At 39.3% G+C, this 12,017-nt stretch carries 12 protein-coding genes; 11 read left to right on the top strand and 1 reads right to left on the bottom strand.

What is annotated here, in order from left to right:
- Positions 1-30 precede the first annotated feature (30 nt).
- The 3 genes from R8923_RS10970 to R8923_RS10960 all read left to right on the top strand — a co-directional run bounded on the left by R8923_RS10970 (position 31) and on the right by R8923_RS10960 (position 2,759).
- Complete coding sequence (locus tag R8923_RS10970) at positions 31-855, top strand: N-acetyltransferase (protein WP_485872800.1); 825 nt, start codon at positions 31-33, stop codon at positions 853-855.
- Between the two features lie 78 nt (positions 856-933).
- On the top strand, positions 934-2,331 hold the full coding sequence (locus R8923_RS10965; RefSeq protein ID WP_485872799.1) for a deoxyguanosinetriphosphate triphosphohydrolase: 1,398 nt from the start codon (positions 934-936) through the stop codon (positions 2,329-2,331).
- Between the two features lie 20 nt (positions 2,332-2,351).
- Positions 2,352-2,759 (top strand): DUF2871 domain-containing protein, encoded by a 408-nt coding sequence (locus R8923_RS10960; RefSeq protein ID WP_485872798.1) that lies wholly within the window; start codon positions 2,352-2,354, stop codon positions 2,757-2,759.
- Between the two features lie 35 nt (positions 2,760-2,794).
- On the opposite strand, the gene R8923_RS10955 is transcribed toward R8923_RS10960, so the two are convergent.
- Positions 2,795-3,151 (bottom strand): DUF2200 domain-containing protein, encoded by a 357-nt coding sequence (locus R8923_RS10955; protein ID WP_485872797.1) that lies wholly within the window; start codon positions 3,149-3,151, stop codon positions 2,795-2,797.
- 386 nt (positions 3,152-3,537) lie between these two features.
- Between R8923_RS10955 and R8923_RS10950 the strand changes: the two genes are divergently transcribed.
- The 8 genes from R8923_RS10950 to R8923_RS10915 all read left to right on the top strand — a co-directional run bounded on the left by R8923_RS10950 (position 3,538) and on the right by R8923_RS10915 (position 12,012).
- A complete protein-coding gene (locus R8923_RS10950; protein WP_485872796.1) occupies positions 3,538-5,550 on the top strand; it encodes a BglG family transcription antiterminator in 2,013 nt (670 codons plus the stop codon).
- A 14-nt stretch (positions 5,551-5,564) separates the two neighbouring features.
- Entirely contained in the window at positions 5,565-5,900 is a 336-nt protein-coding gene (locus R8923_RS10945) for a PTS sugar transporter subunit IIA (RefSeq protein WP_485872795.1), read from the top strand.
- Entirely contained in the window at positions 5,890-6,225 is a 336-nt protein-coding gene (locus tag R8923_RS10940; RefSeq protein WP_485872794.1) for a PTS sugar transporter subunit IIB, read from the top strand. Before R8923_RS10945 ends, R8923_RS10940 begins: the two co-directional genes overlap by 11 nt.
- Positions 6,226-6,243: 18 nt before the next feature.
- Positions 6,244-7,566, top strand: coding sequence for a PTS sugar transporter subunit IIC (locus R8923_RS10935; protein WP_485872793.1), 1,323 nt, complete (start codon positions 6,244-6,246; stop codon positions 7,564-7,566).
- An 11-nt stretch (positions 7,567-7,577) separates the two neighbouring features.
- On the top strand, positions 7,578-8,300 hold the full coding sequence (locus R8923_RS10930) for a glucosamine-6-phosphate deaminase (protein ID WP_485872792.1): 723 nt from the start codon (positions 7,578-7,580) through the stop codon (positions 8,298-8,300).
- A gap of 44 nt (positions 8,301-8,344) precedes the next feature.
- Positions 8,345-9,307, top strand: a complete 963-nt coding sequence (locus R8923_RS10925) for an aldo/keto reductase (protein WP_485872791.1) — start codon at positions 8,345-8,347, stop codon at positions 9,305-9,307.
- Positions 9,304-10,077, top strand: a complete 774-nt coding sequence (locus R8923_RS10920) for a sugar phosphate isomerase/epimerase family protein (protein WP_485872790.1) — start codon at positions 9,304-9,306, stop codon at positions 10,075-10,077. Before R8923_RS10925 ends, R8923_RS10920 begins: the two co-directional genes overlap by 4 nt.
- 156 nt (positions 10,078-10,233) lie before the next feature.
- Complete coding sequence (locus R8923_RS10915; protein WP_485872789.1) at positions 10,234-12,012, top strand: HSP90 family protein; 1,779 nt, start codon at positions 10,234-10,236, stop codon at positions 12,010-12,012.
- The last annotated feature ends 5 nt before the right edge of the window (positions 12,013-12,017 follow it).

The raw sequence follows: 12,017 nt of genomic DNA, 5'->3' as shown, positions 1-12,017 counted from the left end.
GTATAATGGAAAGATGTGGAGGGGATGCAATTGATACGATACCAAAATTTAAACGGCGTTTCTGTTCAGACGATTTACGAAACGTTTTTAGACGCTTTTTCAGACTACGCGATACAGATGAAACCAAGTGTGGCTGAATTTCAAAAGATGCTTATTGGTAAGGGATTTCAAGCGGATATTTCCGTTGGCGCCTTTTGTGGTGCCGATTTAGTCGGCTTTATTTTGAATGCAGAAAGAGAAAACTACTTTTATAACCTAGGAACAGGTGTGAAAATTTCGTATCGAGCGCACAAAGTGGCTTCTAAAATGCTAGATATGAGCTTGTGTTTACTAAAAGAGCGTAGCAAAGAAGGATATCTTCTTGAGGTTTTACAAGAAAATCAAAAGGCATTCGCGCTTTATGCACAAAAAGGCTTTCAAATCACGAGGCATTTTTTATGTCTCCGCCTAGATTTCCCGAAAATTCAGCCGCAATTGTCAACATATGTGACAAGAGAAGCAATTGAACAAGTTGGAAATCTTGAAACCACGCTTCTATTTCCGCCGTCGTGGCAAAATAATCGGCATGCTATATTAGCTTTGCGTGAGCAGTTCCAATGTTTTGTGTACCGGGAGGGTGGAAAAGTGCTTGGCTACGCTATCATCAATTCGGCTAGTCAATCACTCATTCAAATGGAGGCACACACGAAAGAAGCTGGCGTGGCGTTATTATCACATATTCTGGCGCTGTTTTCTTTTACAACGCTAAATATGATAAATGTGGATGAAAGAAATAAATCGCTTATCAATTTGCTTATGGAATTTGGTTTTTCGGACACAGTAAAACAATACGAGATGCTTTTCTCCCAGAAATAGGTTCTTATTCGCGCTAAAGCGGCAATTCCGTTATACTTATATTGAAGCGAACATGTTTTTGGAGAAAGTAGGGGTTTTATGAAGTGGAATCAACTTTTAAATGATAAGAGGCGGAGAGAATCTTCTGTGACGCGCACGAAAAGCACTGATATTCGTAGTGCTTTCGAAAATGATTACCAACGAATTGTTATGAGTGCGTCTTTTAGGCGTTTGCAAGATAAAACACAAATTTTTCCGCTGGAGAAAAGTGATTTTGTGCGGACGCGGTTAACGCATTCGATGGAAGTTTCGACGATTGCAAAATCAATGGGGAACATGGTGTCACATACGATTTTAACGGAGAAATTAGATGATTCTTTTACGCGGGAACACGCTATGAATATGGCTGATATTTTATCTTGTGCAGGCTTATTACATGACATGGGGAACCCGCCATTTGGTCATTTTGGTGAGGAATCAATTCGCGAATGGTTTAAGGAAAACTTAGCGAGTTTGGATTATGATGGGCAAGTTTTGACGGACATTTTAAGTGAGCAAATGAAGCAGGACTTTTACCATTTTGAAGGGAACGCCCAAGTTTTACGTGTTGTTTCAAAGTTGCATTACTTGTTTGATGAGTATGGGCTCAATTTGACTCACGCCACGCTAAATTCGATTATTAAATATCCAGTTTCGTCTTTAAAAATAAATAAAAAACAAATTCGGAGTAAGAAATTAGGTTATTTTTATGCCGATGAAGCGATTTTTCATGAAGTGACAGAAGCTACTGGCGCGGGAAATAGTCGCCATCCACTGACGTTTTTACTTGAAGTCGCAGACGATATCGCCTATTTAAATGCGGATTTGGAAGATGGTGTGAAGAAAGGGACCATCACGATACCGCAAATTTTGCGCGGCTTTGAAGAGGTTCCAGAACACAATTGGGTGACGGCCGCTTGCTTTAACGAGCTAAAGAAAAAAGCCGATCGTTATGAGGGGCAAGAGGATGGTTTTATTGCGCAGCAGTGGCTTGCATCTAACGTCCGCGGACATTTAATCAACCGCTCGCTAGAGAAATTTTATGAAAACTATGCGGCGATTATGGCGGGCACATTTCAAGATTCCCTTCTTGATGTGTCTGAGGCGTTTGAGCTTGTGCAAGTGCTTCAAAACTTGTCGGCCACATATATTTATACGAATCAAGGCGTTGTGGAGTCAGAAATTGCTGGCAATAAAATTATTACATCACTTTTAGATAGTTACATTCCGGCTGTGCTTTACTACGATAGCCCAATGCCTGAAAAAATAACCGCCAAAGATAAACGTTTGCTGTCGCTTATTTCAGATAACTATATCGGATGTTATCGAAAAAACGCTACAGGACAGGACGAAACGGTCAAACTTTACCTGCGCTTACTTCTTATTACCGACTTCATTTGCGGCATGACAGATAGCTACGCAAAAGATTTATACCAAGAATTAAACGGTTTACGCTAAACGAAAAGGAGAGAATAATTTTGAAAAAACTTTTAACAACAGCACTAATTTACTGTATTTTAGGACTAACTTCTGGAGTATATTACCGTGAAATCACAAAATTCAATGATTTTACTGGCGAAACACAGCTCTCTGTCCTACATACGCATCTTCTAATGCTCGGAATGTTCACTTTCATCATTGTCCTATTACTCGAAAAAAACTTCCATATTATGAAGAGCAAAAAATTCAACATTTTTTACTACGTCTACAACGCGGGTCTACTCCTAACCGTCGGCCTAATGACATTTCACGGCACGATGACCGTTATTGGGAAGGAAACTGGCGCCGCCGTATCTGGCATTGCGGGGTTAGGACATATTCTGCTCGCAGTCGGTCTAATCACCCTATTTTTAGCAATGTATGAGCGTCTTAAAGTAGAAAAATAACAAAAACCTTGAAGCAAACGCTTCAAGGTTTTTGTTTACTTATTTTCCCGCAAAACTTTCTCCATACTCTTCCCCTTCGCAAGCTCGTCCACAAGTTTATCCAAGTAACGAATCTTTTGCATCAAAGGGTCTTCAATTTCCTCCACACGAACGCCGCAAATGGTACCTGTAATAAGGGACACTTTTGGATTCATTTCGGGTGCTTTTTCAAAAAATGTTTCAAAATCAACCTGCTCCGCAATTTGTTCATCTAAAGTCGCCTGGTCATAACCTGTCAGCCAACAAATGGCAGTATCTAATTCTTCTTTTGTACGGTCTTTTCGTTCAATTTTCGTCACATAAAGCGGATAGACACTCGCAAAGCTCGTCGTGAAAATTCGATGTTTCGCCATCTTAAATCCCTCACTATCACATTAATTTTCTTCATCATAGCATATTTTTCCTAAATATACATGACTTAAAAAGAAAGGCTTTAACTTAGCATCATTTGGATTATCCAGGTAAGTAAATTTTCCTGTTGCGTTATGTCTACATAAAAAATATATTCTTCATGATAGAAATTAAAAAAGCAAACTATATTCTTGAAATCAGAGGATACAATTTGCTATGTAATTATACATTGAAAGACGGAAGACCTATTCATCTGCTGCAGTTTTCTAGCTAAAATGGAAAAGTAAAACTTTTTGTTCAGACTTCATGACAAAAGAAGTTATATGCACAATTGAAAGCGTTTTTATTTGCGTGTAAGCTTATTTTAAAGAGTTGGTGGGGGATAAAATTGAAATTAGATAGACGATGCATTGACATACTCGATTTACTGTTGACTCGTGATGATTATGAGAAAGTGAAGGAACTCGCGCTTGCTTTTAAAACTTCTGAACGCAATATTCGCTATAGCTTGGAGAAAATTGATGCCTTTTTGGTTGAATTGAACGGTGAAAAACTTAGTAGACATCCTAAAAAAGGTGTAATGATTGAAAATCGCAATAAAATTAGCGGAAGCTTTAAGAAGTTTAAGCAACAAATGACGCCAGAAAAGTATAAATATGATGCTGAAGAAATGGAACAGTTTTTATTACTCAAATTACTTTTAGAGGAAGAACCAGTTTCTGTGCAATATTTTCAGGATATCTTATTTATTTCTAGATCAACCGTGCTCAATCATTTACGCGCAATTGATGGCGATGTATTTTTGAATGACATGACGCTTATTCATAAAACGCGTATTGGGTATCAAGTGACTGGCGATATTGTAACAAAGTGTACGCTTTTTGCTAGAAAGCTACTTAAATTCATGAATATGCGCGAATTTTATCAGTTTCTCGAATCAGAACAAAGTTTATCCAAAAAAGGAGAGCTCTTTTTTTATAATCTTTTTGAACTTTCTCTTTTAAAGGAAGCAGTGTCAGAAGTGGATGCGATTACGCAAAATTTAAGAAGGAATGTGGATGACCAGCTCTACCTTACCATTTTGGTCATGCTTCTTAAAATGCGGAGTGTGTCTAAAGATTTTCGTTACGAAACATGGAAAAATGGCGGCAGTATGTATGATATGGGACTTGAAACGGTTATTAATGCGGTGAAACAGTTTAAAGATGCTGGACAAATTGAACATGTCATGGATTTTTCCAAACGACTTTGCGTCAAAATGGGCGAGCTTTACCATACCGATTTTTTGACAGACAATCAAGCATTTTTTAATCAGATTACCTCACACATTAGTTTAATGATTAGGCGAATTCGTGGTGGAATCAGTGTGGAAAATCCGATTTTTTCTGATTTCATGCGTGATAACAAAGAAATTTTTCTGGCAACAAAGCAAATTTGTGAGGAGCTGGAGGAAGAATTTGAGTTTTCTACGAGTGCACAGGAAGTTTCGTTTTTAGCCATTTATTTTGCTTCTGAGCTTGAAAGAAGTCATGCGCTAGAACGAAATCGTCCAACACTGTTAATCGTTTGTGCGGAAGGAATGGCTGTTTCTAATATGTTGCAAGTTCAACTCAATCAGCTTTTTGAGTTTTCGTCCATTTCAACAACGTCACTTCGAAAGTTCAATCAAAAAATGTTGGAACAATTTGATTACGTCATTACGACCGTTAAAATTCCTGATATATCTTCTAAAAAAATGATTCGCATTCATAGTTACTTACAAAAAGAAGATATGCAACTCTTGCAAGAGCATTTTCAAATGAAACTCGTAACGAACAGAAAACAAGCGATTGATAAATTTAGTGAAATTATGAATATCATTAGTGAAAATACACAAATTATCAATCTTAGTAAGTTGGAACTAGATTTGTTAGACGTATTAACCAAGCAGCCTAAAAAAGAACACATTGAACTGCCTGAAATCGAGTTCAAAGAGCAGCTTATCGTCACTGAAAAACATGTGAACACTTGGCAGCAAGCTATTAGGCTCGGAACAGAAGTTTTATTCCAAACAGGTTGTATTGAAAAACGTTATACGGAAAAAATCATCCAGCATTTAAAGGCGTTTGGTCCGTATATGGTCATTGCTCCCGGAATTGTTTTGGCACATGCAAGCCCAAAAGATGGTGTTTTAAAAGATAGTATGGCAGTGACCGTTTTAGAAGAGGGAATTTCCTTTTTTGATCGTTACGGCGAACCCGTCCGTTTGATTTTCACGCTTGCCTTTGAATCGAAGGAAGCAAGACGTTTGGTCGAGCAGCTGATGAAAGTAGTGCTAAACGAAGAACAAGTTAGCCGAATTCTTTCAGCCAAAAGCCACAAAGATATTTATAGTTATGTGAAATCTGCAATTTATGAATGAGAGAAGGTAGTTTTATGAAAACAGAAGAAATCGCATTTTCATTAATTTCACTTGCTGGAGATTCTTTTTCGCAGCTTGTTGAAGCATTACAATGTGCGAAAGCGGGCAGAAAAAGTGAAATGGAAGAAAAATTAGTGGAAGCAGATCGATTGATGAATGAAGCACATAAAGTGCAAACAGAATTAATGGTAGAAGAAATTCGCGGGGATAAAACGGAATTTTCCGTCTTGCTTGTACATGCACAGGACACACTAATGAACACGATTCTAGCTTCTACGCTAATTCGTGAAATGATTGATATGTATATCGAATTAAAAGGAAAGCAGGAGGCGACAGAAAATGAATTTTGATAAATTGCATATTTTATTAGTTTGTAACTTAGGGGCTTCAACCGGTGTGATGGTCACAAAAATGAAGGAAATTGCTGCTGGAAGCGAAAAATTAAAAAATACCGACATTCGCATTGAAGCACATCCAGCCGGGGAGCTACGTGAATATATTGAAGATTTTGATGTTGTTATGGTAGGGCCACAAATCAAACATCAATTTAAAATGTTGAAGGAAATTGCAGATGAAGCGGGAAAACCGATTCAAGTTATTGATACAAAAGATTACGGTACAGTAAATGGCGCCAATATTTTGAAAGATGCCATCATTCTTAAAACAAGCAATTAAAATTTAGGAGGAAAAGTCATGAGTAAGAATAAGACATCAGTCATGGAACGCTTTATTGCCTTCATGGAAAAGTATTTTGAACCAATTGCTGCTAAAATTGAGAAACAACGACATATTCAATCCATTAAAAATGGGATGATAGCCCTTATTTCGGTCCTTATCATTGGCTCGTTTTCACTGATTATCTCTGCCATTGGAAACATGTTTCCAGAAGGAACCGCAATCAAAACATTTTTTGTTGATAATGCTGAAATGTTGAATTTGCCTTTCCAATTTACTTTCGGACTATTGTCGCTTTATGCGGCGGTCACAATTTCATATAATCACGCTAAACAACTTAAAGTACCTATTTTACACAGCATTTTAGGTGCTGTAATGACAACTATTGTTTTAAACACAAAATTTATTGATGGGAAGCTCAGTACGGAATATTTAGATTCACGCGGCTTATTTATCGCGATTTTCGGTTCACTTCTTGCGGTTGAAACCATTCACTTCTTTATTAAAAAGAAAGTTACGATTCGAATTAAAGGCTTACCAGACGGAATAGCTCAAACATTTGAAGCTATCGTACCACTTGTTGTCATCCTCTTTTTATCTGTCATCATAAGCATTTTAATGCAAACGATTACAAAAGGGCAAATCATTCCAGAAGCATTTACAACGATGCTTGCACCAGCCATTAACAGTATTGATACGCCTTATGCAGTATTTTTAATTTGCTTCTTCGAAATGCTATTTTGGTTCATTGGACTAAATGGATATGCCATTTTAGTAGGCTTTGTTATGCCGTTTATGACACAATACTTGGGCGCAAATGCGGCGGCGTATGCTGCAGGCGAATCAATTCCACATGTTTTTGCTCCAAATTTCTGGGACTATTTTATGGGCTTTTCGGGCTCTGGGATTACGGGTGCACTCGTGTTACTCGCTTTATTTAGCCGCTCTAAAGAATTAAAAGCGGTCGGAAAAGCATCTGTCGTGCCAGCAGTCTTTACGATTTCTGAACCTGTAGTGTTCGGCCTGCCCATTTGTTACAACCCATATTTATTCATTCCATTTGTTCTTGGAACGCCAATTATTGCGGTGGGGCAGTGGTTTGTCTTCCATCTAGGTTGGGTTCGCCCGCCAATCGCAAACGTAGGCGGAACGCCGATTCCACTTGCGCAGTACTTAGCGACAATGGACTGGCGCGCCATCATTTTAATCATTTTCGTACTAGCAGCGGCTACCTTAATGTACTATCCATTCTTCAAAATGTACGAAAGAAGCCTCGTGAAGCAGGAGTCCGTCATTTCAGAACGGCAAGCTGCACACGATGCGTTAGAGCTTGATTTTTAGGAGGAAAAAAGATGTTAAAGAAATTTTATGACGACAAGGCAGTAGCAATCGCTATCAGCAACCAAATTGAAGCCCTCTTACATGAAAAGCCAGATGCGCTTATTTGTATCGCGGGAGGCGACACGCCGCTTAAAACTATGGCGGAACTTGTTCGTCGGAATAAAAAAGGCCAAATTGATTTCAGCAAAGCGTATTTTGTTGGCTTAGACGAGTGGGTTGGACTCGGACGTGAAACAAAAGGAAGTTGTCGCCAAACGCTCTATGATTATTTCTATGACCAATTGGAAAACGTAAGTCCAGATAATATTTGCTTTTTCGATGGTAAAGCGAAGGATTTAGCTGCGGAATGCAAGCGAATTGATGATTTTATTGACGAAAGAGACGGAATTGATTTTATTTTGCTTGGAATTGGCATGAATGGTCATATTGGATTTAATGAACCCGGGGTACCAGTTGACGTAAATGCGCATGTGGTTGAACTTGATGATGTTACTAAAAAAGTGATGAGTAAATATTTCGAACAAGAACTGCCGCTTACAATGGGAATTTCGCTTGGTATGCAACAAATTGAACAGGCAAAAGAAATCATTGTAGCTGCAACAGGTAGCAAAAAGGCAGAAATTGTTGAACGAACGATGAACACCGAGCCGACCGCTGAAATTCCAGCTACTTTGCTTAAAAACGCAGCAAGTACTCAATTTTTCGTAGATCAGGAAGCGGGCGCACGCGTTTAATATTAAAAACTAGTTTGAACTAAAAGAAACAGGTGGCGATAACATTGAAACAAATTCAAGTAAACGGAAAAAAAGATGGAAAAGATATTTTAATCCCATGCTCAAACCTTGTCATGGGCGCTGGAGACTTTTTACGAGCAGACAACATGGATGTGGCGGGGGAGATTTTGGATCGCTATTTTGAATGCGGTGGCAACATTTTTGATACCGCAAGACATTACCGCCATAGTGAAAATGCAATTGGCAAATGGATGGAATTGCGACAAAATCGGGACCAAGTCATTATTCAAACGAAAGGCTGCCACCCAGTGCGCGGCGCACTAGATGTACCACGTGTGACACCAGAAGCAATCCATGAAGATATTTCGACAAGTTTAGAAATGCTTCGAACAGATCATGTAGAACTTTTTGCGCTTCATCGCGATGATGAATCTGTCCCAGTCGGCCCATTAATGGAAGCTTTGCATAAAGAAGTTGAAGATGGCCGTGTCTATGCAATAGGTGTTTCCAATTGGGAGCTAGCACGAATCATTCAGGCGAATGAATATGCGAAAACACACGGTTTGACGCCGCTTAGCTTTAATAGCCCAAATTTAAGCTTGCCAAAAGTTAATCGTCCGCGCTGGGAGGACTGCGTCTCGGCAGATGATGCGATGATAAAATGGCATGAGCAGACGGATTTGCCGCTCTTTTCTTGGTCGAGTCAGGCGGGAGGATTCTTCTCAGGTAGATTCACGAGAGACAATTTGGAAGACAGTGAAATGGTCGAAGTTTACTACAGCGAAAAGAACTGGGAACGCTTTGCACGAGCGAAAGAACTCGCGCGGGAAAAAGGTGTGACACCGATTCAAATTTCACTCGCCTACGTCTTACATCAATCATTCCCGACAGCAGCGGTCATCGGTCCAGAAACAGCGAACGAACTGAATTCTTCCATCGAAGCAGCAAGCATTCACTTAACTCAAACAGAAGTTGACTGGCTCGATTTAAGGAGGAGTAACCGATGAGCTTTCACGATAAAATCGCAATTCAGCTATATTCTGTTCGAAAAGAAATGGAAGCAGATTTGGAAGGAACACTTCGCCGCGTGAGCGAACTAGGCGTAAAAAACGTTCAGCTTGACGGCATGCGTGGAAACCCGCCGCTTGAAGTGGCTAGACTGCTTAAAAAGTACAACCTAAACGTTGTTGGCATGCATATTAAACATGATCGCTTCTTTAGCGATTTAGACGGCATTATTTACGAAGCCTGCCTATTTGATTGTAAAACAATTTATGATAAATACATCGAAGAAGAAGACCAAAATGAAGCGGGATACCGGAAAACAAAACGTGCTCTACTAGACGTAGCGTATAAACTGGCGCCGTTAGGATTTCGAGTAGGCCTTCACAATCCCGAATACGATTTTAAAACGAAAATTGCTGGGCGAATGATGATGGATTTCATTACCGATCCTGAAGCGGGCGTTTCAATTTATGCGGAACCAGACACATACTGGATTTCTGCGTCCAATGTGGATCCGGTCGAATATATTAAGCGCTATTCCGGGCGAGCCCCAATTGTTCACATGAAAGATTATATCCCTGGCTTTGAGATGACAGATATGGATAATAATTTAACAGAAATCGGTTTTGGCTCCGTCGATTTTAAAAGCATCATCGAATGGGGCGAACAAAACGGCGTTGAATTTTATTGCATCGAACAAGATCGCAGTAAAATGGATATGTTTGACAGTTTAGCAACTAGCATGAAGGCTTTAAAAGCTATTCAAATTTAAATAGGAGCGCGCGCATGAAGGTTTTCCTTGTAGTGCGCGTGTTTTTGTCATTTCTGTGAATATTTTTCTATATTAATTTTAAAAAATAAAAGATGATATTGTAATTTCAAGCGAGATATGAAAAAATGAAAGAGATTGTAGCGGAAGGGGATGACTATGGAAAACGCACACAAATTTCAAGTGAATTTAGGTGGAATGATTGATATTCTTTCCAACCATTTATACGATTCAAAAGATGTTTATATTCGCGAGTTATTACAAAATGCAACAGATGCAATCCGCGCACGAAAAAAAATTACGCCTGATTTTGCAGGGGAAATTCATGTTGAACTGGCAGGTGAAACCATCGTATTTTCCGATAATGGGATTGGTTTGACAGAAGACGAAGTACACACTTTTCTTGCGACAATCGCTAATTCTTCCAAAGGTTTGAAGACATTTCAGCCAGGTGAGAACGATTATATTGGCCGATTTGGCATTGGCTTGTTATCTTGCTTTATTGTTAGCACGGAAATCGTGATGATTACAACTTCTGCTAAAAATGGTGAAACAACAGAGTGGCGTGGTAATGCAGATGGAACTTATAAGGTAAAACGGTTAGAAGCTGATGAGCGTGAGCCCGGCACCATTGTGTATTTACGAAAAGCAGCCGAAATTCTTTTAGAAGAAAGTTGTTTTGAACAAATAACGCTACAAGAAACACTTGAAAAATACGGAGCTGCTATTGAAATTCCGATTTTTGCAGGAGCTGATACGGCGCTAAATGGTTGGACGAAAGACTTTGCGGAAAAGAAAACTTTGTTTGCGAAATCAGACGAGGAAATTTTAGCTTTCGGGCAGAAAATTTTAAAACAAGATTTTCATGATTATTTCTTTTTGGAAAACGAGACGGGGAATACATTTGGCATCGCCTATATTATCCCCTATGCGGTTCAAATGTCGGCGCAAAATGCGCATACGGTCTTTTTAAATCGCATGTTTGTGACGAGTCAAATGGCTGATATTCTACCTAAATGGGCCTTCTTCACCAAAGCCATTTTGTTCACTACTGAACTACAACCGGTTGCTTCACGTGAAAATTTCTATAAAAATACCCATCTAAGTCAAACTGCAAATGCACTTGGTGAGGCACTCAAAAATGGCTTGAAGCAATTGCCAGCGCATACGTTAGAACGTGTTATCGCTACGCATTACCTCGCATTTAAAGCCGTTTCAACGGAAGATTCTGACCTTTTGACTTTTATTTATCCGTATTTGCCGTTTCGGACGCTTGACGGGGAAGAGACTTTCGGAGACTTGATGAAGCAATCAGAAACCATTTACTATACACATTCTGTCGATGATTTCCGTCAAATTCGTGATTTAGCCAGAAGCCACGGGCTGACATTAATCAACGGAGGCTATACGTATGACGCCGCACTGCTTTCACATTTAAGGCACTTTTTGCCAAGCGGGATTCAATTAGAGGCGATCGAACCCGAACAGCTAACGGAAAATTTGCTCATGCCGCCCGCTCACTTTATTCAAAAATCTCAGGGGCTTTTGGATAAAATAAATGGGATAATGCAGGAATACGAGGTAGAAATAGAAATACGGGAGTTCATGCCTAGCAATCTGCCGATGGTTTTTATTAATCCGGTCGTCACACAGACGCATAAAGAGCTTGAGCGTGCAGCGGAAGAAAGCAATCCACTTTTTAGTGAACTTTTAAATAATATTAAAAGTGATGAGGAAGTGCCATTTACGAAACTGTTTTTAAACTATGCGAATCCGCTAATTCAAAAGCTTTTTAACGAGGAAAAATCGCTAGCATCACTAACCGCTATTTTTAAAATGTTGTATATCCAGTCCTTGCTTTTAGGGCACTATCCGCTAAAACGGAAGGAAATGGAACTAATGAACACGAACTACTTAGAAATTCTAGATATGTTATAGGAGGG

Origin of the sequence: Listeria tempestatis (genome assembly GCF_963575625.1) — a bacterium.
GTDB classification, from domain to species: domain Bacteria; phylum Bacillota; class Bacilli; order Lactobacillales; family Listeriaceae; genus Listeria; species Listeria tempestatis.
The sequence above is the reverse complement of the archived record's forward strand: the minus strand, read 5'-3'. Positions and strand labels throughout refer to the sequence as shown.

Coding starts and splice junctions, on each gene's coding strand:
- R8923_RS10915 (WP_485872789.1), top strand. CDS start 10,234: ATGGAAAACGCACACAAATTTCAAGTGAATTTAGGTGGAATGATTGAT.
- R8923_RS10945 (WP_485872795.1), top strand. CDS start 5,565: ATGAAAACAGAAGAAATCGCATTTTCATTAATTTCACTTGCTGGAGAT.
- R8923_RS10930 (WP_485872792.1), top strand. CDS start 7,578: ATGTTAAAGAAATTTTATGACGACAAGGCAGTAGCAATCGCTATCAGC.
- R8923_RS10940 (WP_485872794.1), top strand. CDS start 5,890: ATGAATTTTGATAAATTGCATATTTTATTAGTTTGTAACTTAGGGGCT.
- R8923_RS10935 (WP_485872793.1), top strand. CDS start 6,244: ATGAGTAAGAATAAGACATCAGTCATGGAACGCTTTATTGCCTTCATG.
- R8923_RS10920 (WP_485872790.1), top strand. CDS start 9,304: ATGAGCTTTCACGATAAAATCGCAATTCAGCTATATTCTGTTCGAAAA.
- R8923_RS10955 (WP_485872797.1), bottom strand. CDS start 3,151: ATGGCGAAACATCGAATTTTCACGACGAGCTTTGCGAGTGTCTATCCG.
- R8923_RS10965 (WP_485872799.1), top strand. CDS start 934: ATGAAGTGGAATCAACTTTTAAATGATAAGAGGCGGAGAGAATCTTCT.